Annotated in this window: 18 protein-coding genes; 5 read left to right on the top strand and 13 right to left on the bottom strand. The window is 71.8% G+C overall.

Annotated features, from left to right (window positions below; genetic code table 11):
* The first annotated feature begins 213 nt into the window (after positions 1–213).
* Positions 214–708 carry a hypothetical protein gene (locus tag VGR37_13370; GenBank protein HEV2148386.1) on the top strand — a complete coding sequence of 165 codons (495 nt, stop codon included), beginning with the start codon at positions 214–216 and terminating at the stop codon, positions 706–708.
* 121 nt (positions 709–829) lie between these two features.
* A complete protein-coding gene (locus tag VGR37_13365; protein HEV2148385.1) occupies positions 830–2,134 on the top strand; it encodes a serine hydrolase domain-containing protein in 1,305 nt (434 codons plus the stop codon).
* A gap of 194 nt (positions 2,135–2,328) precedes the next feature.
* Here the strand turns inward: VGR37_13365 and pelA are convergent, their stop codons facing one another.
* From pelA to VGR37_13350, 3 genes are read right to left on the bottom strand one after another with little or no spacing between them, the layout of a single operon-like run.
* Positions 2,329–4,584, bottom strand: a complete 2,256-nt coding sequence (pelA, locus tag VGR37_13360; protein HEV2148384.1) for a pectate lyase — start codon at positions 4,582–4,584, stop codon at positions 2,329–2,331.
* Positions 4,581–5,333 carry a rhamnogalacturonan acetylesterase gene (locus VGR37_13355; GenBank protein ID HEV2148383.1) on the bottom strand — a complete coding sequence of 251 codons (753 nt, stop codon included), beginning with the start codon at positions 5,331–5,333 and terminating at the stop codon, positions 4,581–4,583. Before VGR37_13355 ends, pelA begins: the two co-directional genes overlap by 4 nt.
* A gap of 4 nt (positions 5,334–5,337) precedes the next feature.
* On the bottom strand, positions 5,338–6,801 hold the full coding sequence (locus tag VGR37_13350; protein HEV2148382.1) for a hypothetical protein: 1,464 nt from the start codon (positions 6,799–6,801) through the stop codon (positions 5,338–5,340).
* 176 nt (positions 6,802–6,977) lie between these two features.
* Between VGR37_13350 and VGR37_13345 the strand changes: the two genes are divergently transcribed.
* Complete coding sequence (locus VGR37_13345) at positions 6,978–7,472, top strand: TonB-dependent receptor plug domain-containing protein (GenBank protein HEV2148381.1); 495 nt, start codon at positions 6,978–6,980, stop codon at positions 7,470–7,472.
* 96 nt (positions 7,473–7,568) lie between these two features.
* On the opposite strand, the gene VGR37_13340 is transcribed toward VGR37_13345, so the two are convergent.
* The 10 genes from VGR37_13340 to uxaC all read right to left on the bottom strand — a co-directional run bounded on the left by VGR37_13340 (position 7,569) and on the right by uxaC (position 22,226).
* Positions 7,569–9,203 (bottom strand): RagB/SusD family nutrient uptake outer membrane protein, encoded by a 1,635-nt coding sequence (locus VGR37_13340; protein HEV2148380.1) that lies wholly within the window; start codon positions 9,201–9,203, stop codon positions 7,569–7,571.
* Between the two features lie 70 nt (positions 9,204–9,273).
* Positions 9,274–12,450 (bottom strand): TonB-dependent receptor, encoded by a 3,177-nt coding sequence (locus VGR37_13335; GenBank protein HEV2148379.1) that lies wholly within the window; start codon positions 12,448–12,450, stop codon positions 9,274–9,276.
* Between the two features lie 380 nt (positions 12,451–12,830).
* Positions 12,831–13,862 carry a sugar kinase gene (locus tag VGR37_13330; protein HEV2148378.1) on the bottom strand — a complete coding sequence of 344 codons (1,032 nt, stop codon included), beginning with the start codon at positions 13,860–13,862 and terminating at the stop codon, positions 12,831–12,833.
* Entirely contained in the window at positions 13,859–14,506 is a 648-nt protein-coding gene (eda, locus tag VGR37_13325) for a bifunctional 4-hydroxy-2-oxoglutarate aldolase/2-dehydro-3-deoxy-phosphogluconate aldolase (protein ID HEV2148377.1), read from the bottom strand. The genes VGR37_13330 and eda overlap by 4 nt, the downstream gene beginning before the upstream one ends.
* Positions 14,507–14,544: 38 nt before the next feature.
* A complete protein-coding gene (locus VGR37_13320; GenBank protein ID HEV2148376.1) occupies positions 14,545–16,047 on the bottom strand; it encodes a tagaturonate reductase in 1,503 nt (500 codons plus the stop codon).
* 4 nt (positions 16,048–16,051) lie between these two features.
* Positions 16,052–17,347, bottom strand: a complete 1,296-nt coding sequence (locus tag VGR37_13315) for a TRAP transporter large permease (protein HEV2148375.1) — start codon at positions 17,345–17,347, stop codon at positions 16,052–16,054.
* Complete coding sequence (locus tag VGR37_13310; protein ID HEV2148374.1) at positions 17,347–17,913, bottom strand: TRAP transporter small permease; 567 nt, start codon at positions 17,911–17,913, stop codon at positions 17,347–17,349. Before VGR37_13310 ends, VGR37_13315 begins: the two co-directional genes overlap by 1 nt.
* A 2-nt stretch (positions 17,914–17,915) precedes the next feature.
* A complete protein-coding gene (locus tag VGR37_13305; protein ID HEV2148373.1) occupies positions 17,916–18,905 on the bottom strand; it encodes a TRAP transporter substrate-binding protein in 990 nt (329 codons plus the stop codon).
* Between the two features lie 16 nt (positions 18,906–18,921).
* Complete coding sequence (locus tag VGR37_13300) at positions 18,922–20,436, bottom strand: altronate dehydratase family protein (GenBank protein HEV2148372.1); 1,515 nt, start codon at positions 20,434–20,436, stop codon at positions 18,922–18,924.
* A 320-nt stretch (positions 20,437–20,756) separates the two neighbouring features.
* Positions 20,757–22,226 carry a glucuronate isomerase gene (gene uxaC, locus VGR37_13295; protein HEV2148371.1) on the bottom strand — a complete coding sequence of 490 codons (1,470 nt, stop codon included), beginning with the start codon at positions 22,224–22,226 and terminating at the stop codon, positions 20,757–20,759.
* Between the two features lie 286 nt (positions 22,227–22,512).
* On the opposite strand from uxaC, the gene VGR37_13290 reads away from it, so the two are divergent.
* Positions 22,513–23,733, top strand: coding sequence for an ROK family protein (locus tag VGR37_13290; protein HEV2148370.1), 1,221 nt, complete (start codon positions 22,513–22,515; stop codon positions 23,731–23,733).
* 17 nt (positions 23,734–23,750) lie between these two features.
* Positions 23,751–25,298 (top strand): glycoside hydrolase family 28 protein, encoded by a 1,548-nt coding sequence (locus VGR37_13285; protein ID HEV2148369.1) that lies wholly within the window; start codon positions 23,751–23,753, stop codon positions 25,296–25,298.
* Positions 25,299–25,386: the final 88 nt, after the last annotated feature.

The raw sequence follows: 25,386 nt of genomic DNA, 5'->3' as shown, positions 1-25,386 counted from the left end.
CCAGTCGATCGGCGCGTAGATGAGGCGCTGGTACAGCGTCGGCCGGCGCCCGTGATCGACCGACGCCTCGCCCGCCACCTCGCGCAGGAAGAGGAGCATGCGCGCATTCGCGCCGTAGCGGCCGTTGCTCTGCCACGGCCCGCGCTCCGGCTGTGTGCCCCACATGCCGCGCGCGCCGTCGGAGAACGCCGGTGCGTCGCTGCCGACGGCCGAGTGACGCGCGCGGAGCGGCTGCCCCGAGGCGATGCGGCTGGCCGTCTCCTGCGCGAGCTGGCGGGCGAGGCGTCGGTCGATCACGGGCGCCGGCCGACGCTGTACCAGCGCCTCATCTACGCGCCGATCGACTGGCTCAATCGCCCAGCGGTCATCGCCCACATCACCTCGGTGCTCGGAATCGACTACGTGGACCTGATCGACCGGCAGACGCTGGCGAGCGTCACCGCCGGGCTCATCGACCCGGGCGTCGAGCACGACCTGCCGCGCTACACGGCGTGGGACCACTCCGAGCGTGCGCGTGTGTCGGGCCCGCTCTCCACGGGGTTCTCAGGCCGCGCCAGCCGCGGCGTCAGCGGCGAATACACCCTCGCCGCCGCGGACGGCGGCCACGCGGCGCTCTACCTGATGGGAGACGGGCCACGCGGGATCTCGCTGGAACTCGTGTCGATGGCGCCGACGGCACGCATCGTCCGGCTGACCCGGCTGCGGTGAGCGGCGGGATGGTTCATGGCTGCATTCCCCTCACCAACCACACCGGTCATTTATGCGTGAACGTGCTTCCTTCTGCTCATGTGGTCTCGTGAGTCGCGTGCGCAGGGTTTCCGGCAGATCGATGACGATCACATCGTTTCCGATCGCTTGTCTCGCGGTTCTGCTTTCCTGCAGCGGAGAGCCGACTACGCCGCCTGCCCCTCCTCCGGTTTCGCCTCCTGCGCAACCGGAGATTCCGATCAGCGGTGCTGCTGTGCCGGGAATGGAGCCTTACGATCAGACCATCACCGATTTCATGCGGAAGTACGCCATTCCCGGTGGCGCGGTTGCCGTGCTGCGCGACGGCAAGCTGATCTATGCGCGAGGCTTTGGTTTCGCGGATCTCGAGAACAAGACGCCGGTGCAGCCTGACGCGCTCTTCCGGATCGCCAGCGTGTCCAAGCCGATCACCACCGCCGCCATCATGAAGCTCGTCGAAGAAGGCAAGCTCAGGCTCGATGATCGCGTGGCGCCATTCATCGCGCACCTCACCCCTGCGCCGGGAGCGACCGTCGATCCGCGGTGGGAGCAGATCACCATTCGGCAGCTGCTCAACCACACCGGAGGCTGGGATCGTAATAGACCGAATGGCGGATTCGATCCGATGGATCGGCCGGCGGTCGCCGCAGCCGCGGTCAACGCGCCCGCGCCGGCGTCTGCTGAAACGATCATTCGATACATGAAGGGAATGCCGCTCGACTCCGATCCGGGCGAAAGGTACGTCTACTCGAATTTTGGTTATGCCATTCTCGGTCGCGTGATCGAGCATTCGAGCGGCATGCCGTACGAGGAGTACGTGCGCACACGCGTGCTGCAGCCCGTGGGCGCCAATCGCACGCGGTCGGGCAAGACGCGCCTGCGCGACGCGCTCCCTGACGAGGTGAGGTACTATTTGCCGGGAGAACCGGGGCTGGGCCCGACCGTGCCATCCGTGTTCCCGGGCGAAGGCATGGCGCCCATTCCCTACGGGGCCTTCCACCTCGAAGCGATGGATGCAAGCGGCGCCTGGGTCTCGTCGACCGTTGATCTCTTGCGATTCCTGGCCGGCGTCGATGGCCGCGCCAATCGTCCGGACATCCTCAGCGCTGAAACCGTCGCGGAGATGACCAGCAACGGCCCTGTAGTATGTGCCAGTGGCGCGTGCTATTACGCATATGGATGGCTGGTTCGCCCAACCGAGGGCGACGCGACCTGGTCGCACACGGGAGGGCTGCCCGGCACGACGAGCATTCTCGTGCGCTCGTATCACAACTTCTCGTGGGTCGCGCTGTTCAACACTCGCTCCGGGACCGCCAACTACGGCAGCGAGCTCAATGCCATGCTATGGGAGGCGCTTGGGCGCGTCACGTCATTTCCGACGCACGACCTGTTTTCGACCTTCCGATGACATGAGCCGCAGAGGCGTCTGAGAGCACAGCGACGGCAGCACAACCAGGTCTTCCGGCCGGCAGTGAGGTGCGAGTGACGCCGTCTCCGTCCAGGGCGGAAACGTAAAGGGCGTCCGGGTGCAGACGGAAAGCGGCCCGGAAGCGCGTCATGCTCCCGGGCCGCTCGCCCGCAGACCTGCGTTCGCCTGGATCCCTACCGCCGCGGGTCCCACCCCCCGAGCACCCGCTCCACCGAGAACTCCGCCAGCCGCTCCGGCGGCAGCACGCGGCGCGCGGGGCTAGCCACCGCCCGGGGCCCGGTGGTGCCGTGCTCGAAGAAGCGCGCCCCCTCCGGCACCCACGTCTGCTGGTGCCCCGCCGCGTCGCGGCTGTTCATGGGCGCCCACCCCTCCGCGCCCACGTGGTCGTCCATCCAGCTGTCCAGGAAGACGGCGCTCGGGTCCACGTGCGGGTTCCCGGAAGGGTGCCAGGGGCGGCCGAGCGCCACCGAGGCCGGCGCCATCTCCGGCCGCTCCTTGCGGAGCCGGCTCCGGAGGAAGACGAAGCCGTACGGCTGGGAGGCCGGCGTGCTCGGCGCCGTGACGTAGCCGTTGTTGCTCCGGCTCCCCCGGTCGCGCGAGACGAGGTCGGACTCCTCGAAGACGGCCACCCCCGCGCCGAAGATGAAGTCCACGCTCCCTACGATGGTGCAGCGGTGGAACCAGCTCCGCCCCGCGTTGGGGAAGAGCGTGTCCTGGTGCCCCGTGATGGCGCAGTCGCGGAACACCGCGCGGTCGCTCCCCTCGTCCAGCATCACGGCCACCGCCTGCGTCCCCCGCAGCCGGGTGGGGTCCGTCTCGGCCTTCGCGGCGTTCCCCGGGTAGTCGAAGGCGTTCTCCACCGTCATGTTCTCCAGCCGGAAGCCCGGCGCCGCCACGCGCAGCGTCCAGCTCCCCCGCGTCCCGTACGTCCACCCGCCGGGGCTCTTCATCCCCGCCGCCGCGTCGTAGGTGAGCACCGTTCCGTCCCGATCCTCGCCCACGAGGTGGACGTTGGCCCGCTCCACGTTCACCTTCTCGCGGTAGCGGCCCTTCCGGACCGAGACGACGTACGGCGCACCGCCCTCCGCGGGCGCGTCGGCGACCGCGCGGGCGATGCTGCGGTACGTGGGCACGCCGCGCCCCCGCGCGCCCTCGGGCCCGGCGTACCCCGCGTCCACCACCGCGGAGACGCGCGGGGGCGCGGGGACGGCGAGGGCGGGCTCCGCGTGCCGGCGCGACCACTTCTCGTACTCGCGGAGGTGGGCCGCCGGCTCCGTGGTGAACCAGGCGTAGCCCTCGGCGCGGTCGGTCAGCTCCCGCGGGTCGTAGCGGATCACGCCGTCGCGGTTGCTGAAGAGGGGGCGGTTGGTGCCGATCTCGGCGAAGCGCGCCCAGATCGGACCGGCGCCGGGACGGGGCGTCACCCGGGCGTTCCCGTGGTAGTCCCAGCCCCAGAGCGCGTTCTCCCGCAGCCACGCGGCGGCGCCCCGCACCGCCGACCGCACCCGCGCGTCGGGCGCGTCGAGGCTCATCAGGAAGCGGAAGATCCCGGCGCCCTCGGCCCCGCTCAGCGAGGCGTGCTCGTAGCTGCGCGCCCCCACCGGCGCCAGGGTGAGCGGGTCGTGCTGCTGCCCCCACAGGGTACGGCGGCCGTCCACCACCACCTGGCTCTCCAGGATGCACTCCGTCCCCCGCTCCACGGCCTCCCGCGCCCGCCGCCGCGCCCCCTCCGGCACGAAGGCGAGCTCCCCGCGGCCCACCTTCTGGAGGAGCCGGAGGACGTTCAGCATCGCGTCGTCGTTGAAGGTGGCCGCGTCGTGGTACGAGCCGGCCAGCGGGTACACTTGCGGCCAGCAGCCATTGGGGAACTGCGCGCGGAGCACGTAGTCCAGGCCCCGGAGGAAGGCCGCCCGGTACCGCGGGTCGCGGTGCCCGGCGTACGCGCCGGCCAGGAAGCGGAGCTGCTCCGTGGTGGCGTCGTTGTCGAAGGTGCCCAGCCAGAGCGAGTGCCCCTCGCTCGTCCACCCCTCGCCCGGCCGCCGCGGCCGGGCGAGCTCCATCCGCTTGGACCAGCCGCCGGCGGGGGTCTGGAAGGAGACCACGGCGTCCGCGATCCGGCGCGCCTCCTCCCCCCGGAACCACTCCGGCGTCATCTCCCTCTCGACCCAGAAGCCGCGCGCGGTCGGCGCCGGGGTGAGGCGCTCGGTGCCCGCCGCCCGCAGCTCCGCCTCCAGCGCCCGACGGTCAATCTCGCGCCAGCGGCGGGACTCGGCCAGGTAGCGCTCCCACGCCCGCCGCTCCGGCGCGGGGAGGGCGGCGATCCGCTCCGGCGCGAGATAGGCGGCCTTCTCGGGGGCCGGCCGCGACTGCGCCGCGGAAGCCCCGGCGGAGAGGAGCGCGAGGAGGAGGAGCGCGAAGGTCCGCGTCATGGCGCCGCCACCGCCGGCAGGTGGTCGGCGAGGCCGATCCCGGCCGCGCGGATCCCCTCCACCACCAGGGCGGCCATCACCTCGGCCCCCAGCGGCGAGGAATGGGTGTTGTCCTCGAGCCCCTTGGGGTAGTTGGCGCTCTCCCCGGGGGCGAGGTGGAGGAACAGCTTCCGCGAGCCCTCCGCCCCGTAGCGCGTGAGCACCTCCGCGGAGGCGCGGTGCGCGTCGATCAGCGGCACCCCGTGCTCCGCCGCCACCGCGCGCACGAGGTCCGGGTACTCGCCGTGGGTGTCCACCAGCGCCCCGGACGCGTCGAAGCGGCGCCGGCGCACCGGGGTGAGGAGCACCGGGTGCGCCTGCTTCGCGCGTGCCTCGGCGACGAAGCGGACCAGGTTGGCGCGGTAGTCCGCGGGCGGGGTGTAGCGGTCCTTCTTCTCCGGCGAGGCGTCGTTGTGGCCGAACTGGACCAAGACGTAGTCGCCCGGCCGGAGCCGGTCGAGCACGGCCTGCCAGCGCCCCTCCTCGATGAAGGTGCGCGTGCTCCGCCCGTTCCGGGCGTGGTTCTCCACCCGCACCCGGTCCGGGTCGAAGTACTGCTGCAGCGCCTCCCCCCACCCGGTCTCCGGCCGCCGGTGCACCCGCTTGGGCGCGGCGGTGGAGTCGCCCGTCAGGTACACGGTGACGGGCGGCTCCGGGGCGGCGAACGCCGCCAGCAGGAGGAGGAGCGGGAGAAGGCGCAGCAGTCGCATCGGCTCAGTCCACCAGTGAGCTGAGGTACTCCTCCAGGTTGGTGTAGCCGTCACCGTCGCGGTCCTGGCTCCCGTCGGAGGGGTCGCTCGGGTCCAGGCCGTGCTCGGCCTCCCAGGCGTCGGGCATCCCGTCGCCGTCGGTGTCCCATCCCTCGGGGCGCCGCTCCACGCGGTACTCCGGCCAGCCGCCGACCTGCGCCTGCGAGTCGATGATCGCGCCCCGGCCCCGCCGCACCTCGCCGATCACCCGCTCGTCCACCGCGTCCCGGAACGGCACGGTCGCGCCCGCCTTCGCGAGCACCAGCGTGTACGCCAGGTCGGCGCGCTCCTCGCGGACGGGGGCGTGCGTGAAGCGGACGGCGCTCACGTACCGCTCCAGCTCGGTGGGGTAGCGCTGCTCGATGTCGGAGACGGCCCACTCCGCCGCGAGCTCCTGGCCGGGGCGCTGGGTGCCGGAGAACGGGCGGCTGGGCCCGTAGTTCCCCTCGAAGTAGATCCCCGATCCCACGGGCATGGCCTTCACCCGCACCTCGCGCCGCCGCGTGGGGAGAGGGGAGTTCTCCCCCGCCTTCCAGAAGTTCCCGACGAAGTTCACCGTGGTGGGCGGGTGGGCCAGGCTCTCGCCGACCTCCGCCGCGAAGTCACCCCAGTTGTACATCACGTTGTTCACCACGTCCGCGTTCAGCACGTCCTGCTTGATCCGCGGGTTCCGCTGGTTGTTGTGCGCCAGCAGGTTGTGGTGGATGGTGATGTTCCGGGAGCCCTCCCCCACCAGCATCCCCATGGAGTGCGCGCCCTTGCCGTGGAAGCTCCGGTAGAGCGACTCGGAGACGATGCTCCACTGGAAGGTGACGTTCTCGATCCGCCCGCTGCTCCCGCCGGGCCAGATGGTCATGTTCTCGTCCACGCTCCAGCTGGAGGAGATGTGGTCGAAGATGATGTTCCGCAGGTGCCGGCTGGAGCTCCCCAGGACGTGGATCCCGTCGCGGCCGTCGTACCCCGCGCCCAGCGGCTCGTCGCCGGGGCGCGTGCGGAGGTAGCGGACCACCACGTCGCTCGCCTGCACGGAGAGCTGCGCCCCCTTCAGCGTGATCCCGTCGCCCGGCGCCGTCTGCCCGGCGACGTAGAGCCGGCCGGAGCGGATCACGATGGGCGACTCGAGCTGGATGACGCCGCCCACCTCGAACACCACGATCCGCGCCGGGAGGCCGTTCCCCTCCACCGCTGCGCGCAGGCTCCCCGGCCCGCGGTCGTTCAGGTTCGTCACCTTCACCACCTGCCCGCCGCGCCCGTGCGTGGTGTACGCGCCGAAGCCCTCCGCGCCGGGGAAGGCGGGGAGCGGGGTGGAGGGGTTCCAGGCGTACGAGGCCGCCCGCTCCGCCGTGGGCGGGGCGACGTGGGTGGGAGCGTCCGTACAGCCTACGACACCGGCCGACAGCACCGCCGCTGCGATGGTCTTCACGCGCATGGTGAGCTCCGTGTGAGAGCGGGAGGGGATCAGCCCGCGGCTACCCGGTTCGAGGACCGGTGCGGCGCGGAGGAAAAGACTCTGGATGAGACGAGAGGCCGCGGTGCGGGCGTGCGATTTGCGGCACCGCTCCGGACCGGCCGCCTCCCCCGAAACCTGGCGCCATGGAGGGCACGATGGCCCGTTCCGCCAACACCCGGCGCTTCGCGCCGGTCCTGCTCGCCGCCCTGGCGGTCCTGCCCGTCGGCGGCTGTCGGCACGCCGCCCCGGCCGACGCTCCCGCCCCCGCCGACGCGGAGAGCGGGACGAAACCCCGGGAGGGCCGTGTCCGCGCCGCCGACGTGGCTTCCGCCGAGGACCTGAAGGGCGTCAAAGTCGCCCGCGCGGAGGAGCTGCTGGCCGGGCGCTTCGCGGGGGTGCAGGTGACCCGGCTCCCGGGGGGAGGGATCTCCGTGCGGATCCGCGGCGCCACCTCCCTCCAGGGGAGCAGCGAGCCGCTCTTCGTGGTCGACGGGATGCCCGTCGAGCCCGGCCCCGGGGGAGCGCTCCAGGGGATCGCCCCCGAGGACGTCGCCCGCATCGAGGTGCTCAAGGACATCGGCTCCACCTCGTTCTACGGGGTGCGTGGAGCCAACGGAGTGGTGCTCATCACTACCCGGGGCGGCCCGTAATCCCGGAACGCCGTTCGCCCACGAACCGGGGGGGCCTCCGACGAGCGAAGGCCCCCCCGGCGCACGCCCGGACCATTCGGTTCGACCGTGCCGCCGTCAGTACCCGGGATTCTGGGTGAGCAGCGGGTTCACGGCCCTCACGTCCTGCGGGATCGGGTAGTACTTGTGGTACTCCCGCACGTCGATCGTCACCGGCGGGACGTTCCGGTTGAGCGAGATGCAGGTGGTGCCCTGGGCGCGGCAGTTCCGCGGCGTCGGACGGTTCCAGAACGCACGCGCCGCATCGGTCGCGTTCGCCTCGATTCGCCGCTCCGCCCAGTCCCAGTTCCGCTGCGAGTCGAAGTGGCCGTGGCCCTCCCCGACCAGCTCGAAGCGCCGCTCCAGGAAGAGCGCGTCCTTGAAGGCCTGCTTCGACAGCCCCGGCGTGAGGTTGCCGAGCCCGGCGCGGTTCCGGACCTGGTTGACCAGGCTGTACGCCTCGGCCGTGGGCCCCGCGGTCTCGTTGATGGCCTCCGCCAGCGAGAGCAGGACGTCCGCGTACCGGACCAGGATGAAGTTGGGGTCCTCCGCCCCGTTCAGGGCAGCCGGGTTCTTGTCGATGTACTTCTGCGGCACCGGGGCGAAGTGCCCGTACAGGCTCGCCTGGACGTGGGTGGAGTCCCAGCGGGTGACCTCGCCGTTCTTCTTAGTGTAGCTCAGCAGCCAGGTGGCCGCCTTCCGCTTGTCGTTCGGGTCGTAGCTGAAGAAGAAGGGCCACTCCGCCCCGAAGGACGGGTTCTGGCTGTCGCACCACGGGAACGCGTTCCGGTCCGGCTGCGGCCGCGGGGCCAGCTGGTCGCACAGGTACCCGCCCGCACCGGGAGAGGGGGCGTTCTGGATGTCGAAGATGACTTCCTGGTTGTTCTCGTTGTTCTGGTCGAAGATGTCGGCGTAGTTCGGCAGCAGCCGGTACCGGCCGGAGCTCACCACCTCCCGGGCCCACTTCTCGGCCTGCTGGTACGCGGCCGCGCCCCCGCCGCCGATGGCGCCGTACTGCAGGTTCACCTTCGCCAGGAGCGCCCTGGCGGCGCCGCTCGTCGCGCGGCCCACGTTGCCGCCGGTGTAGCTCGCCGGCAGGACCGCCGCGGCATCGGTCAGGTCCTTGATGATGGCCTGGTAGACCTCCGCCTCCGGGGCGCGGGGCTTCCGGATGTCCTCCAGGGACCGGGTCTCTTCCAGGTAGAGGGGCACCCCGCCGAAAAAGCGGACGAGGTTGAAGTAGTGGTACGCCCGCAGGACCTTGGCCTCCGCGACGATGCGTTCGCGGAGCTTCGCGTCCATGTTCTTGATGTTCGGGACGTTGTCGATCACCGAGTTGGCCCGGTTGACGCCGTGGAAGGCGGCCCGCCAGACACCCAGGATGTATCCGTGGCCGGGATCGACGCGGAAGATGTCGGGCTGGGTACGTTCGTTGGTCGCCCCCAGCCGGAGCGTCATGGTTTCGGTCGGGTACTCGACCAGCATCCAGTAGTGCCGGCCGTAGTAGTCGTCGTCGTCGATCCCCAGATCGCTGACGTCGGCCTGGAACGCCGCATACGCGCCGTTCAGGGCGGCGAGCGCCCCGGCTGCGTCGGTGTACAGGTTCTCCGGCGCGATGAACGACTTGGGAACCTCCGTGAGATCGTTGTCACACGCGGAGAGCCCGAAGATCGACGCGCCGAGGACCACGAGGGCCCAGGTATGCTTTTTCATTTCGTGCGATCCCGAAGTTGGAATGGGACGGGTCACCCGCGGGCAGCCGCGGGCGACCCCTTCCGTGATCTCAGTACGTGAAGTTCACGCCCACGGTGACGGAGCGGGCCGAAGGGTACGCGCCGACGTCGATTCCGCGGTTGAGGTTCCCGATCCCGAAGCTGCTGACCTCCGGATCGAAGCCGGTGTAGTCCGTCCAGGTGAGCAGGTTGCTCCCCGACACGTAGACCCGCGCGCCACTGAAGCCCCGCTGGCGCACCCAGTTCGCCGGGAGGTTGTAGGAGAGCGACGCCGCCTTCAGCCGCACGTACGAGCCGTCCTCGAGGATCCGGTCGTTGTAGTCCGTGCTCCCCGCCCGTACGGTGTTGACCCCGAGCCTGGGGAACCTCGCGTTCGGGTTTTCCGGCGTCCAGCGGTCCTCGTAGCGCTCCCGGAGGATGTTGGTGCTCAGGCTTCCGCTGGTGAGCTGCCACAGGTTCAGGTTGAGGACGTCGTTGCCGAACGAGCCCTGGACGAGCGCCGAGAGCTCGAAGCCGCCGAAGGAGACCGTGTTCTGCCACCCCAGGTTGAAGTCGGGATGCGGGTTCCCGATGACCGTACGGTCCTGCGCGTTGATGATCCCGTCGTTGTTCACGTCCACGTAGACGACGTCGCCGGGGGCGTACTTCTGCTTCGTCACCTCGTTCTTGACCCCGGCGAGCTGCGCGGCGTGCGCCTCGTCCCGGACGATCCCCGCGGTCCGGTAGCCGACGAACACCCCGATCGGCTGGCCGACGCGGACCACGGTCCCGCCCAGCTTGTAGTCGTCGCTGATGCCGGAGGCGAGGATCTCGGTGTCACCCCCGAGGCTCAGGACCTCGTTGCGGTTGCGCGAGAAGGTCAGCCCGGTGTTCCACCGGAGCCCACGCCCGACGTCCCCCCGGAGCACGTCGCCGTTCAGGGAGAGCTCGACACCCCGGTTCTCCACCGCCCCGGCGTTGACCAGCCCGCGGGCGAAGCCGGACTCCGAGGGGAGGTCCACCTCCAGGAGGAGGTCGTCCGTCCGCTTCCGGTAGACGTCCGCGATGAAGCGGACCCGGTCGAACAGCTCCAGGTCGAGGCCGACGTCGAGCTGCGCGGTCGACTCCCAGGTCAGGTCCCGGTTGGCGACGCCCACGGGGAAGTACCCGATGACCGGGGTTCCGCCGAAGCTGTACGGAGTGGGGACGAAGCGCGCCAGCGACTGGTACGGGCGGATCCCCGGGTTCCCGGCCACGCCGTAGGAGCCGCGGATCTTGAGGTCGCTCACGGCCGACGCGTACTGGTCCATGAACGCCTCTTCCGACACCCGCCACCCGAGCGCGACCGACGGGAAGAAGCCCCACTTCCGTCCCTCGCTGAAGCGGGAGGAGCCGTCGTAGCGCCCGGTCAGCGTGAAGAGGTAGCGGTCGAGAAGGGTGTAGTTCACCCGGCCGAGCCAGGACTGCAGGGCCCACTCCTGACGGCTGGAGCTCGGGGTGCCGGGGAACTGGGCCGCTCCGATGTCGTTGAACCCGGTCGCGTCGGTCACGAAGCCGCGCCCCGTGATCCCGGACCGTACGTTCTCGTTCGTCTGCCAGGTGTACCCGGCGAGCGCGGTCAGCTGGTGCGCGGCCCCCAGGTCGGGCTCGTACGTGAGGGTGTTCTCGTTCAGGTACGAGAGGATCTCGGCCCGCCCGCGGATGGCGTCGCCCCCGGCCTCCTCGCCGCGCCGGGTCGTCATCGGGTAGTAGGTGTCCCGGAAGCGGGACGAGTAGTCCGCCCCGATCGCGACCCGCGCGCGCAGGCTCGGGATGAGCCGGTACTCACCGAACACGTTCCCCAGCAGGCGCGTGTCCCCCAGCCGGTCGTCCACCAGCACCAGCGAGACGGGGTTCACCAGGTCCGCGGCATCCGCATAGGAGACCCCCACCGCCGGGAGGTCGCGCCCCTGGTAGGGATACCTGCCGTCCTCCAGCTGGACGGGAAGGAAAGGATACGCCTGGAGCGCCGCGCCCACCGCGCCCGCGCGCTTGTTGCTCTCCCCTTCGGTGGGGACGAAGCTGGTGTTCACGCGGCTGGCGGAAAGGTTCGACCCGAAGCGGAGGCGCTCTCCGAAGCCCTGCTCCACGTTCGCGCGGAGCGAGAGGCGCCGGAACGCCGAGCCGATGACCACCCCCTCCTGGTCGAAGTAGCCGCCGGAGATCGCGTACCGGTTGAAGTTGACGCCCGAGCTCCCCCCCGAGACCGTCCCCTGGAAGCTGCGCAGCGGGGCGGTGCGGAAGATCTCGTCCTGCCAGTTCGTGCCGGCGCCCAGGCTGTTGACGAACGCCTGGTCGAAGGGCGCCTGCTCGCCCTGGTTCCGCGCGGCCTCGTTGATCGCGCTCGCCAGCTCGTTGGCGGGGAGCAGGTCGTACCGGTTGGCCACGCTCTGCACGCCCGTGGACATGTCGAAGGTGACCTTCGGCGCTCCGGCCTGTCCCTGCCGGGTGGTGATGATGACCACGCCGTTGGCGCCGCGGGCTCCGTAGATGGCCGTGGCCGACGCGTCCTTCAGCACCTCGATCGAGGCGATGTCCGACGGGTTCAGCGCCGCGAGCGGGTTGGACGGGACCGACGCGGTCGGGCGCCCCCCGTTGCCCGGCGACGACGCCTCGGGGTCGTGCTCGATGGGGAAGCCGTCGATCACGTACAGGGGCTCGCTCCCTCCCGTGATGGAGGAGGAGCCGCGGACCCGGACCGAGATGCCGCCGCCGGGCGCGCTGGAGGCCTGCGTCACCTGCACGCCGGCCGCGGTGCCCTGCAGCATCTGGTCGAGCGACTGCACCGGGATGTTCTCCAGCGCTTCCATGTTGACGGAAGACACGGCGCCCGTGACGGTCTCCCGGCGCTGCGTGCCGTAGCCCACGGCCACCAGCCCCTCCAGGGCGATCGCCTCCGACTGCAGGGAGAAGTTCGCGGTCGCCGTCTCCCCGGCCGCCACCGTGACCGTCTGCGTCTGCGCGCCGAAGCCGATCAGGCTGGCGCGCACGGTCCGCGTGCCCGCGGGCACGTTGACGAGGGTGTACCGTCCGTCCTCACCCGTCACCGCCGTCAGCGCCGTGTTGGGCACCGTGACGGCGGCCCCGGCGAGCGGGCGCGCCGGCTGCCCCCCGACCACCGTGCCGGTGATCCGTCCGGCCTGCGCGGACATGGCCGCGGGCAGGAGGGTGAACACGAGCAGGCAGAGTAGCGTGGTTGTCCATCTCATCCTGAGCTCTCCGGACGAAGGTTCGGCCATGACGTGGCTGTGGTGGATGGGGAACGGTGCAGCCGCGGCGGGCGCGGCCGGGAGCGGTCGGCGGGCGGTGGACCCCGGGAGCCGGGGGAGGCGCCGCATGCGAGCCGCCTCTTTTGTCCTTTGAAGAAACATATTCACCACGCAGCTCCGCGAGGAGGCTGGACGGCCCGCCAGGCGCCCGGACGGGCGCTGGCGGGGCGGGTTGCCGAAAAGCTGAAACGGACCGGACCGGCTATCTGGAAGAGGGCGGCGGGGCCGCCGTCCGGCATTTGTTCGCGGGAGAAACTAAATCCTCCGGCAATCTATCACCGCGTTCGTGGACGCGCAACGGTTTCGTAACGGCCCCGCGGCTACCGCTGCACGCGGCCGCTGGCGTCGCCCGCCATGAGCGCCTCCACCTCGGGCACGGTCACGCGGTTGAAGTCGCCGGGGACGGTGTGCTTGAGGGCGGAGGCCGCAGTGGCGAACTCCAGCGCCTTCCGGTCGTCGCCGTAGGCGAGCAGCCCGTACACCAGCCCCCCGGCGAAGGAGTCTCCGCCGCCCACCCGGTCCACGATGTCGGTGATCTCGTAGTGGCGGCTGACGAAGAAGTCGCGCCGGTCGTGCAGGCAGGCCGCCCACCCGTTCACGTCCGCGCTGTGGCTCTCGCGCAGCGTGATGGCCTGCTTCTCCAGGTTGGGGAACTCGTCCAGCACCCGCTCGGCCATCTGGCGGTACTTGTCCGTGTCCAGCTCCCCCGAGTGGACGTCCACGTCCATGCGGAGCCCCAGCGCCTTCTGGCAGTCCTCCTCGTTGGCGATCCCGACGGTGACGTGCTTCACCAGCTCCCGCATCACCTCCGGCGCCTCCTTCCCGTACTTCCAGAGGTTTTTCCGATAGTTGTAGTCGCACGACACCTGGATCCCCTTGGCCCGCGCCTGCCGCACCGCCTCCAGGGCGACGTCCGCCGCCGACTGGCTGAGCGCCGGGGTGATCCCGGTGACGTGGAACCACTCGGCCCCGTCCAGGACGGCGTCCCAGTCGAAGTCGCCGGGCTTGGCCGTGGCGATGGAGGAGTGGGCCCGGTCGTACGTGACCTTGGAGGGGCGGGCGTTGGAGCCCGTCTCCAGGAAGTAGATCCCCAGCCGCTCGCCCTGCCGCTTCACGTGGCGCGTGTCCACGCCGAAGCGGCGCACCTCCGCGACCGCCGCGTCGCCCAGGTTGTTCGCCGGGACCGCGGTGACGAAGGCCGCCTGGATCCCGTAGTTCGCCAGCGAGACCGCCACGTTGGCCTCGCCTCCGCCGAAGGTCGCCTCCATGGTCGGCGACTGGCAGAGCCGCTCGTGTCCGGGAGACTTCAGCCGCAGCATGATCTCCCCGAAGGTCACCACCCTGTTCGTCATCCCCTGTCTCCCGTTGTCTCGGCCACCGCGCGCACCGCGCCCTCCGCCTCGCGGCGGACGCGGTCGAAGTCCCCGCCGCGGATCCACTCCTGCTTCACCATCCACGAGCCGCCGACCGCCACCACCCGGTCGAAGCCCAGGTAGGCCTCCAGGTGGCCGACGCCGATCCCGCCGGTGGGGATGAACTCCACCATCCCGTACGGGGCGGCGATCGCCTTCAGGTACGGGAGCCCGCCGATGGGCTCCGCCGGGAAGAACTTCACCGTCCGCAGCCCCTTCCCCAGCGCCATCTCGATCTCCGTGGGCGTGCAGACGCCCGGGAACACCGGCATGGCGTTCTCCAGGCACCAGTCCACCACCGCCGGGTTGAGCCCCGGGCTGACCACGAACTTCGCCCCGGCGTCGCGCGCCCGGGCCGCCTGCTCCGGGGTGAGCACGGTGCCGGCGCCCGCCAGCATCTCCGGGTACGCCTCCGTGATCCGGCCCAGCGCCTCCGCGGCGGCGGCCGTCCGGAAGGTGACCTCCGCGCAGGGGAGCCCCCCCTCCACCAGCGCCCGCGCCAGCGGCACGGCGTCCTCCGCGTCCTCGATCACGATGACCGGGACGATCCTCGTCTCCCGCAAGCGTTCCAGGGCATCCGCCATTGTCTTGGGGCTCGTCGTCTGTGTGTGGAAGGGGCGCCTCAGGCGCGGCTCGCCGCGGCCAGGTGCGCCTCCAGCGCCGCCGGGACGCCCTCGCGCGCCGCGTGCTCCAGCGCCTCGCCGACCGCCTCCGCGAAGCCCGGCACGGCGGAGAGGTCGGTGCCCCAGGTCTCCACGTCGGCGCACGCCGCGCGGGCCAGCTCGCGGAGCGCGGCCGGGGAATCGTCCGGGAGGGCGTCCCAGAGCCCGCGGATCCGCTCCCCCTGGTCGTCCGCCCGCCGCTCCCCCGCCCCGCCGCGCGCCCACAGCAGGTAGGCCGCGAAGGCGAAGGCCAGCGAGGCCGGCGCGCGCCCCGTCCGCCGCGCGTACTCCGTGATGGAGGGGACCACGCGCACCCGCAGCTTCATGGTCTGCTGCAGGGTGATGTCGGCCAGGGCGTGGCGCACGTGTGGGTTGGCGAAGCGGTCCAGGACCTCGGCCGCGAAGCGCTCCGCCCCCGGCGCCTCCAGCGAGGGGACGATCTCCTCCAGCAGCACGCGGCGGAGGAAGGGCCCCACCCGCTCGTCCTCCACGGCCTCGCGCACCGTCTCGCACCCGCAGAGGAGCGCAGCCGGGACCATGGCGCTGTGGGCGCCGTTGAGGAGGCGGACCTTGCGCTCGCGGAAGGGCGCGACGTCGTCCGCCACCACGATCCCGGGGTCCGCGTCCGCGAAGCCCAGCCGCGCGCGGAGGGCGTCGCCGCCCTGGATGGCGAAGAGCCGGTACGGCTCGCAGACGGTGAGCAGCTCGTCCTCGTAGCCCAGCTCCGCGACGAGGCGCTCCCGCTCCTCGCCGTCCGGCGCGCCCGGGACGATGCGGTCCACCAGCGTGTTGCAGAAGGGGACCGCCTCCCGGACCCAGCGCGCGAAGTCGTCGCCCAGGGCCCATCGCTCCGCCAGCGCGAGGACGATCTCCCGCAGCCGGTCGCCGTTGTCCTCGATCAGCTCGCACGGGATCACCACGACCCCCCGCTCCGGCGCGAAGCCGAAGGCGGTCGCCCGCTCGTACAGGAAGCGCACGAGCTTCCCCGGGAAGGAGCGCGGCGGCTGCAGGTCCGGGCGGTCCTCCTCGTCCAGCGCGATCCCCACCTCGGTGGTGTTGGAGAAGACCAGCTCCAGCTCCGGGGCGCGCGCCAGGGCCAGCACCCGGTCCCACTCGCCGCGGGCGGAGAGGGCGCGGCTCACCGAGCCGATCACCCGGTGCTCCCGGAAGGGGGCGCCGTCGGAGATCCCCTGCACCGCCAGCGTGTAGAGCCCGTCCTGCTCGTTCAGCACCTGGTCGCGGCCGCTCCCGGTGGAGCCCACCATCACCACCCGCCCGCCGAAGCGGCCGGCGCGGTTGGCGGCGTCCAGGAAGAACTCCACGAAGCCGCGGAGGAAGGCCCCGGTGCCGAACTGCACCGCCTTCTCCGGGAGTTCCAGGAGCTCCGGCGCGGGGGCGAGCAGGTCGCCCCGGTCCTGGAAGGCGGGGGACGAGACGAGGGCGCGGCTCAGGGTGGGCGGCATGCGGTCAGTACCCGAAGAGGCCGGGGAGCCAGAGGCTCAGCGCCGGGACGTAGGTGACGATCAGCAGCGCCGCGATCATCGCCAGGAAGAAGGGGAGGATGGGGCGGATGACCCGCGCGATGCTGGTCTGCGCGACCCCCACCCCCACGAAGAGCACGCTCCCCACCGGCGGGGTGCAGAGCCCGATGCACAGGTTCATCACCATGACGATCCCGAAGTGCGTCGGGTCCATCCCGAGCTTCGCCGCCACCGGGAGGAAGATGGGGGTGAAGATCAGCACCGCCGGGGTCATGTCCATGAAGGTGCCCACTGCCAGCAGGATGAAGTTGATCACCAGCAGCAGCACGATGGGGTTGTCGGAGAGCCCCAGCAGCGCCGCCGACACCCCCTGCGGGAGGTTCACGTACGCCATCATCCACGACATGGCGATGGAGGCCGCGATCAGCAGCATCACCACCGCCGTGGTGACGGCGGAGTCCCGCAGGATCCCCGGGACGTCGCGCGCCGACACCTCGCGGTAGAGGAAGGCGAGCACCGCCGCGTAGAGCACCGCGATCGCCGCCGCCTCCGTGGCGGTGAAGATCCCACCCACGATCCCGCCGATCACCACCACCAGGAGGAGGAGGCTGGGGAGGGCGTGCACGAAGGTCCCCAGCGCCGCCCGGAGCGGGAGGCGCTCCGAGACCGGGTAGCCGCGCCGCGCCGCCATGACCCCGGCCACCCCCATGAGCATCAGCCCGATCAGGATCCCGGGGAGGTAGCCCGCCAGGAAGAGCGCCGCGATGGAGACCCCGCCGCTCGCCAGCGAGTAGATGATGAGGATGTTGCTGGGCGGGATGATCAGCCCGGTGGTGGCCGAGGTGATGTTCACCGCGGCGGCGTAGTCGCGGTCGTACCCCTCGTCGCGCATCCGCGGCGCCATGATCCCGCCGATGGCGGACGCCGCCGCCACCGCCGAGCCGGAGATGGCGCCGAAGAGCATGGAGGCGAAGACGTTCACGATGGCGAGCCCGCCCGGGAGGGTCCCCACCATGGCCTTCGCCAGGTCGATCAGCCGCCGCGCGATCCCGCCGCGGTTCATCAGCTGCCCGGCCAGGATGAAGAAGGGGATCGCCAGCAGGGTGAAGGAGTCCAGCCCCGTCGCCATCCGCTGCGCCACCGTGGTCACCGCCGGCCCCGCCTCGATGCTCAGGAGCATGGCGGCGGTGGTCGCCAGCCCGATGCAGAACGCCACCGGCACGCCCACGGCCAGGAGCACGAAGAACACCCCGCCCAGGACCATCGCGTCGACCCAGGCCATCACACCACCTCCGTCGCGGCGGGAGCGAGCGCCTCCGCGGGGTCCGGCTCGGGAACCGAGGCCGTGGAGTCCCCGCGCCGGCCCCGCAGGTGCTCGCCCAGGAAGACGAGCGAGTAGAAGGCGATCAGCGCCCCGCTCAGGGGGAGCACCGTGTACACCCAGCCGAGCGGCACCTGCAGCGCCGCCGAGGTCTGCCCCAGCAGGAGCGTGAGCCCCACCAGCCGCGCCCCGCCCACCCCCATGACCCCCAGCGCGAACAGCAGCACGGCGCCCTCGATCAGGGCGCCCACTGCGTGCCGGGAGCGCCCGCGCAGGCTGGCCGGGAGGAGGTCGATGGCGAGGTGCATCCGCTGCCCGGCGGTGTACGCGGCCCCCAGCAGCGCCACCCAGATCAGGAGGTAGCGGGCCAGCTCGTCGGTGAAGGAGCTGGGGTCGCGCAGCACGAAGCGCGTGAACACCTGCCAGAGGACGTCCAGCACCAGCACGCCCATCAGCGCCGCCAGGACGCCGCCGAGGACGCGGTCGATGGCGGCCTTGAGCCGCGCTGCTCCCGTGGATGGCGTCATGCTCACCGTACCGCCTGCATGCGTTGGATGAGCGGCCCCACCGTGGGGTCGCGGCGGAACTCGTCCAGCAGCGGCGCCCCCTTCTCCAGGAAGGGCTGCTTGTCGGGGCGGATCACCTGCACCCCGGCCTCCTCCACCGCCCGCAGCGCCTCCTCGGTGGCCTCTGCCCAGAGCTTACGCTGGTACTCCGCGGACTCCTCGGCCGCCTCGTCGAGCCAGCGCTGCTGCCGCGGGGTGAGGTCGTCCCACACCTCGGTGGCGACCACCAGCACGTCGGGGACGGCGGTGTGCTCGTTGAGGGTGTAGTAGCGGGCCACCTCGTAGTGGCGCGACAGGTGGAAGGAGGGCGGGTTGTTCTCCGCCCCGTCGGCCACTCCCTGCTGGAGCGCGGTGTAGACCTCGCCCCAGGCGATGGGGGTCGCGGAGCCGCCCAGCGTCCGCACCATCTGCATGGCGACGGCGCTCTCCTGCGTGCGGATCTTGAGCCCCGCCAGGTCCGCCGGGGTGCGCACCGGACGCTTCGTCGTGTAGAAGCTGCGGCTCCCGGCGTCGTAGTAGGCCAGCCCCCGCAGGCGGTACGGCTCGGTGCTCCGGAGCAGCTCCTCCCCGATGGGCCCGTCCAGCACCGCGAAGCGGTGCGCGTCGTCGCGGAAGAGGAAGGGGAGCCCGAACACCCGGAACGCCGGGGCGAACCCCTCCAGCACGCTGGACGACACCTTGGTCATCCCCAGGCTCCCGATCTGCAGGAGCTCCAGCGTCTCGCGCTCGCTCCCGAGCTGCCCGCTGGGGTAGATGTCGATGCGCATGGTCCCGCCGGACTTCTGCGCCAGGCGCTCGGCCATGAACTCCATGGCCCGGTGCACCGGGTGCGTCACGTCCAGGCTGTGCGCCAGCTTGATCGTGGTGGTGTCGTCCCGCCCGACGCACCCGCCGAGCAGGGCCGGGAGGAGCGCGAGGAGGAGGAGGACGGGGAGGCGGCGGAGCTTTCTCATGGGGTTCCGGGGCGCGCTAGAGCGTCACCCCCTCCTTCCAGATGGCGATCTCGCGGTAGCCGTGCTTCTCGTTGTTGGCGAGCACGCGCCCCGAGGCGACGTCCAGGATCCGGGCGAACAGCGCGTCCGCCAGCTCGTCCAGCGTGGCGGTGCCGTCCAGCAGCGCCCCGGCGTTGAAGTCGATCCAGTGCGGCTTCCTCTCCGCGATCGCCGAGTTCGAGGAGACCTTGAGGGTGGGGACCGGGAAGCCGAGCGGGGTGCCCCGGCCGGTGGTGAAAAGGAGCAGGGTGGCGCCGCTCGCGACCATGGCCGTGGAGGAGACGCCGTCGTTCCCGGGCGCCTCCAGGAGCGAGAGCCCGCCGGTCCCGGCCGGCTCGCCGTAGCGGAGCACCCGCGCCACCGTGGCCCGGCCGCCCTTCTGGATGGCGCCCAGCGACTTCTCCTCCAGGGTGGTGAGGCCGCCCGCCTTGTTCCCGGGCGAGGGGTTCTCGTACACCGGCTGCCCGTGGCGGAGGAAGTACTCCTTGAAGTCGTTGACCATCTCCACCACCTGGTGGAAGACGCCCTCGTCCGCCGCGCGGTCCATCAGCACCTGTTCGGCCCCGAACATCTCCGGGACCTCGGTGAGGACCACGCCCCCGCCCAGCGCGGTGAGCCGGTCCGCGATCCGCCCCAGGAGCGGGTTGGCGGAGATCCCGCTGAAGCCGTCCGAACCCCCGCACTTGTGGCCCAGCACCAGCTCGGATGCGGGGCACTCCTCGCGCCGGTCGCCCTCCATGGCGCGGACCAGCTCCTCCACCGCCGCGATCCCCTCCTCCACCTCGTCCACCACGTCCTGCGTGTTGAAGAAGCGGATGCGGCGCGCGTCCAGCTCCCCCGCCATGGCCAGGAGCTCGGCCATCTGGTTGTTCTCGCACCCCAGCCCCAGCACGAGCACCCCGCCCGCGTTGGGGTGGCGGATGAGCCCGGCCAGCACCCGGCGGGTGTTCTCCAGGTCGTCGCCGAGCTGGCTGCACCCGTAGGGGTGGGAGAAGGCGTGCACCCCGTCCACCCGCCCGGAGAAGCGCTCCGAGGCCGCCCGCGCGATCCGCTCCGCGGCGGTGTTCACGCACCCCACAGTGTTGACGATCCACACCTCGTTGCGCGTCCCCACCCGCCCGCCGGCCCGCCGGTACCCCAGGAAGGTGGGCATCGCGCCGGGCGCGGGCTCCGGCTGCGGCCGCCCGTCCGCCTCGTAGCGGTACTCCAGCGTCCCCTCCAGCGCCGTCCTGAGGTTGTGGGAGTGCACCCACGCCCCCGCCGGGACCTCCTCCGTGACCCGTCCGATGGGGAAGCCGTACTTCACCACCGCCTCGCCGGGGGCGAGGGCGCGCAGCGCGAGCTTGTGCCCCGCGGGGACCTCCTCGCGCAGCACGACGCCGATGCCGTCCACGGCCACCTCGGCGCCCGCGGGGAGCGGCACCAGCGCCACGGCGACGTTGTCCTCCGGGTGCACCCGGACCACGACCGGCTTCTCCATCGCTTCGCTCATGTGGTTTCGGTACGGGGGGGCCACCCGGGGCCCCCACCCGGCGGCCTGAGAGCCGCCACCCTCCCCCAGTTCTGGGGGAGGGCTTCCTGTCACCCCGGCGATCATGCGCGGCGGTGGCAGGCCCCCTCCCCCGGCCCCTCCCCCGCAAGCGGGAGAGGGGAGCACGGCAACGGCTTCTGCTTCTCCCCCTGTCCCACGAGAGAAAAGGGGCCGGGGAGTGTGGGGCGAGCCCTGGCCGCACCCCGACGTCACCACGCGGACCGCAGTTCTCCCCTTCCCCCCTTGCGGGGGAAGGGGCCGGGGGAAGGGGGGTCCTCCCCTCAGTCCGCCGCCTGCCCCCTCTCCGCCTGGGCCGGCGCGTCGGCGTCGTCCAGCCGGTACGTCTCGCGCGCCAGGTCGTAGGCCAGGGCTCGGGCCATCTCGCGGGCGTCGTCCAGCTCCACCACGTGGCGGGCCACCAGCCCCGCCAGCCAGTTGGCGTCCACGCGCCGCGCCAGGTCGTGCCGCGCGGGGATGGAGCAGAAGGCGCGGGTGTCGTCGTTGAAGCCCGCGGTGTTGTAGATCCCCGCCGTCTCCGTGGTCTGCTCGCGGAAGCGCGTCATCCCCTGGATGGAGTCGTGGAACCACCAGGGGGGCCCCAGCCGCAGCGCCGGGTAGTGCCCCGCCAGCGGCGCCAGCTCCCGCGCGTAGGTGGACTCGTCCAGCGTGAAGAGGACCAGCGTGAGGCGCGGGTCGTTGCCGTACGCGTCCAGCAGGTTGCGCAGGTTGCGCGTGTACTCCGTCGCCACGGGGATGTCCGCGCCCTTGTCCAGCCCGAAGCGCTCCCAGACCCGCCGGTTGTGGTCGCGCAGCGCCCCCGGGTGCAGCTGCATCACCAGGCCGTCCCCGGTGGACATGCGCGCCATCTCCATCAGCATGTGCGCCTCGAAGCGCCGCTGGTCGGCCGCGTCCGCCTCGCCGTCCAGCGCGCGGCGGAAGAGGCGGTCGGCCTCCTCGTCGGGGAGGCGCTCCGTCCAGGGCTCCAGCACGGCGTGGTCGGTGGCGGTGGCGCCCATCGAGCGGAAGAAGGCCCGCCGCTCCTCCAGCGCGCGCACGAAGCCGGCGTAGTCCGCCACCGGGGCGCCGTGCAGGCAGCCCAGCTTCGCCACTTCGCAGCTCCACCCCTCCGCCGCGATCCGCAGCACCGCGTCCGGGCGGAAGGTCGGGATCACCCGCCCCGCCCACCCGGACTCGCAGATGGCGCGGTGGTGCTCCAGCGTGTCGGTGGCCGCGTCGGTGGTGGCGAGGACCTCGATGTTGAAGCGCGCGAAGAGGGCGCGGGGCCGGAACTCGGGGGAGGCCAGCTTCTCCGCGATCTCGTCGTAGACGCGCCGGGCCGTGGTCCCGTCCAGCCGGACGCGCACGCCGAAGACGTCGTACAGCTCCTGGTCCAGCCAGACGCCCGTGGGGGTGCCGCGGAAGAGGTAGTAGTGCTCGGCGAAGGTCTGCCAGATCCGGCGGGGATCGGTCTCCACCGGGGTGCCGTCGCGGGTGGGGACGCCCAGCGCCTCCATCGGGATCCCCCGCGAGTACAGCATCCGGAAGATGTAGTGGTCCGGGACGATGAGGAGCGCGGTCGGCTCCGGGAAGGGCGCGTCCTCCGCGAGGAGCCGCGGATCCACGTGGCCGTGCGGACAGACCAGCGGCAGCTCCCGCGTCTCCTCGTACAGCGCCCGCGCCACCGCCCGGACCGCCGGGTCCGGGTCGAAGAAGCGGTCTTCTTGCAGAACGAGGGGCCTGCCTGGGTTCACGGCCGGATGCATGGATGCTGGAGCTTCGTCACGGGTAAAGGCGGCCACCCGGGGTGGCTCGTGCGGGGTGGCGGCGGGGGCGGATCCGCGATATCGTTCCGGCGCGGAACAATGTCCGGGGGTGGCGGGCTCCGGAATCCAGCTCCGGCCTGGCCGCGAACGCAGCCGCTCGCACGTGCCCCTTGCTTTCGTGCCGCCGCGAGACCAATTTGTTCGCTGTGAGAACAAAACGCAAGGGGGAAGTTGTGGGGCCCCCTCCGCGCCGCCGAAGCAGGACAGCGGAGCCATGAGAAAGATCAACACCCGCGACTTCAAGCTCGCGACGCGGTCCACCCCGCGCGAGATCAACCGCCAGATCCTCCTCAACCTGGTGCGCGAGCACCAGCCCGTCTCGCGCGCCGACCTGGCGCGGCGCATGGGCGTGGGGCGCGGGATGGTGACCTCGCTGGTGAGCGAGCTCCTGGTGGAGGGATCCATCCTGGAAGGCGACATGGGCGAGGCGCCGCGGGGCCGCAAGCCCACGATGCTGTACGTGCGCACCAGCGACCGGCTGGTGGTCGCCATCGACGTGCGGTTCACCCGCACCTTCGTGATGCTGAGCGACTTCGACGGGACGCAGATCGCGCTGGAGACCTTCGAGACGGTGTTCGACCCGGCCGCCCTGGTGGAGGAGCTTTCCGGGCGCGTGCGCCGGATCCTGAAGAGCTACGGGGCCGCCGGGGTGGTGGAGGGGATCGGGATGGTGGTGCCGGGGATGGTGGACCGCCGCACCGGCCGCATCCTCAACTCCCCTCAGCTCGGCTGGCGCGACGTGGACGTCCGCGGCGACCTGGAGGCCGCCACCGGGCTCTCCGTGCACATCGAGAACGCCCCCATCGCCTGCGCCCTCGCGCAGATGTGGCTGGGGCAGCGCGGCGGCGACGCCGCGGCCGACTTCGTGTACGTCACCGTCTCCGACGGCGTGGGCGCCGGCGTGGTGGTGAACGGCCAGGTGGTCCGCGGCGCCGGCCACACCGCCGGGGAGTTCGGCCACATCCCGCTGCACCCGGAGGGGCCGCACTGCCTCTGCGGGTCGCGGGGGTGCTGGGAGGCGTACACCTCCAACCTCGCCACGGTGGCGCGCTACCTGGGCCAGGACCTCTCCCCCGAGCAGAGCCGCCGCTTACTGAAGCAGCACGGGATCGCCTTCGGCGACCTGGTCACCCGGGCGCGCACCGGCGACGCCCGGGCGCGGGCGGCGCTCCAGGAGACCGGCCGCTACCTGGGGCTCGGCCTCGCCATGATCGTCAACGCGCTGAACCCGTCCCGGATCTTCGTGGGCGGCGAGATCACCGCCGCCTGGGACATGATCGAGGACCACCTGCACGCGGCCGTCTCCGAGCGGGCGCTGACCCCGACCGCGGCCCGCAGCCCCATCATTCCCGAGCAGACCAGCACGCACCCGCGGCTCCGCGGCGCCACGGCGCTGGTGGCCGCCCCGGTCTACGCCGCCCCGCAGGTCGCCTGAACCTCCTGGAGAACCCGATGCCCGATCCCCGGTTCACACGCCGCGATTTCGTCCGCACCCTGTCGCTCGGCGCGGGTGCGGCGCTCTTCGTCCCCGGCTTCCTCCCCGGCTGCGCCCCGGCCGGGCTCCGCGGCGTCGGCGCCCCCGGCGCGGGCGGCGACGCCTGGAGCCGCGTCCCGGGGATCCTGGCCCGCATCCGCCCTCCCGTCTTCCCGGCGCGCGACTTCCCCGTCACCGCGCACGGCGGCGTGGGCGACGGCCGGACCGACAACACCGAGGCGTTCCGCCGGGCCATCGCGGCGTGCGCCGCGGCCGGCGGCGGCCGGGTGGTCGTCCCCGCGGGGCGCTTCCTCACCGGCCCCATCCACCTGAAGAGCAACGTCAACCTGCACGTCTCCGAGGGCGCCACGATCGCCTTCAGCCAGGACCCGAAGGACTACCTCCCCGTGGTCCACACCCGGTGGGAGGGGGTGGAGCTGATGGGATACTCCCCGCTCATCTATGCCTTCGAGCAGGAGAACGTGGCCGTCACTGGGAAGGGGACGCTGGACGGGCAGGCCTCCACCACGGTCTGGTGGCCCTGGAAGGGGAAGTGGAAGCAGCACCCCGAGTGGGACCGGGGGCCGACCCAGAAGGCGGCGCGCGACCGGCTCTTCGAGATGGCGGAGCAGGGCGTCCCCGTGGACCGGCGGGTCTTCGCGGAGGGGTCGTACCTGCGCCCGCAGTTCATCCAGCCGTACCGCTGCCGCAACGTCCTGGTGGAGGGGGTGACCCTCGTCAACGCCCCCATGTGGCAGATCAACCCCGTCCTCTGCCAGAACGTCACCGTGCGCGGGGTGTCCGTGGTCAGCCACGGCCCCAACAACGACGGGTGCAACCCGGAGTCGTGCCGCGACGTGCTGATCGAGGGGTGCCTCTTCGACACCGGCGACGACTGCATCGCCATCAAGTCCGGGCGCAACGCCGACGGGCGCCGCCTCAACGTGCCGAGCGAGAACATCGTCGTGCGCCGCTGCCGGATGAAGGACGGCCACGGCGGCGTCACGCTGGGGAGCGAGATCTCGGGCGGGGTGCGCAACGTCTTCGTGGAGGAGTGCGAGATGGACTCTCCCAACCTCGACCGGGCGCTCCGCTTCAAGAACAACGCGATGCGCGGCGGCGTGCTGGAGAACGTCTACATGCGCAACGTCGCCATCGGCCAGGTCAAGGACGCGGTGGTCTCGGTGGACCTCCACTACGAGGAGGGACAGCAGGGCCCCTTCACCCCCGTGGTGCGCAACGTGGAGCTGCACAACGTCACCAGCCAGAAGAGCAAGTACGTGCTCTACATGCGGGCGTACCCGGGCGCGGAGATCTCCGACATCCTGGTGGCGGACAGCCGATTCCAGGGCGTGGAGCGGGGCAACGTCACCGAGGGGGTGGAGGACCTCCGCTTCGTGGACACGCTCATCAACGGCGTCCCCGCCAGCGCCACGTCGCACGAGGCCGCCCCGAAGACCGACGCCGACCTGCTGCCCAGCGACCGGAGGATGCCGCCCGCCCCCGCCCGGCCGGGGGCCCGGTGAGCGGACTCACCCGGCGGGGGTTCCTGGGCGCCGCCTCCGCGGCGGCCGCGGCGACCCTCCTCGACCCGGCACGCGGCCTCTCGCACAC

Source organism: Longimicrobiaceae bacterium (assembly GCA_035936415.1).
Taxonomy (GTDB): Bacteria; Gemmatimonadota; Gemmatimonadetes; order Longimicrobiales; family Longimicrobiaceae; genus JAFAYN01.
The sequence above is the reverse complement of the archived record's forward strand: the minus strand, read 5'-3'. Positions and strand labels throughout refer to the sequence as shown.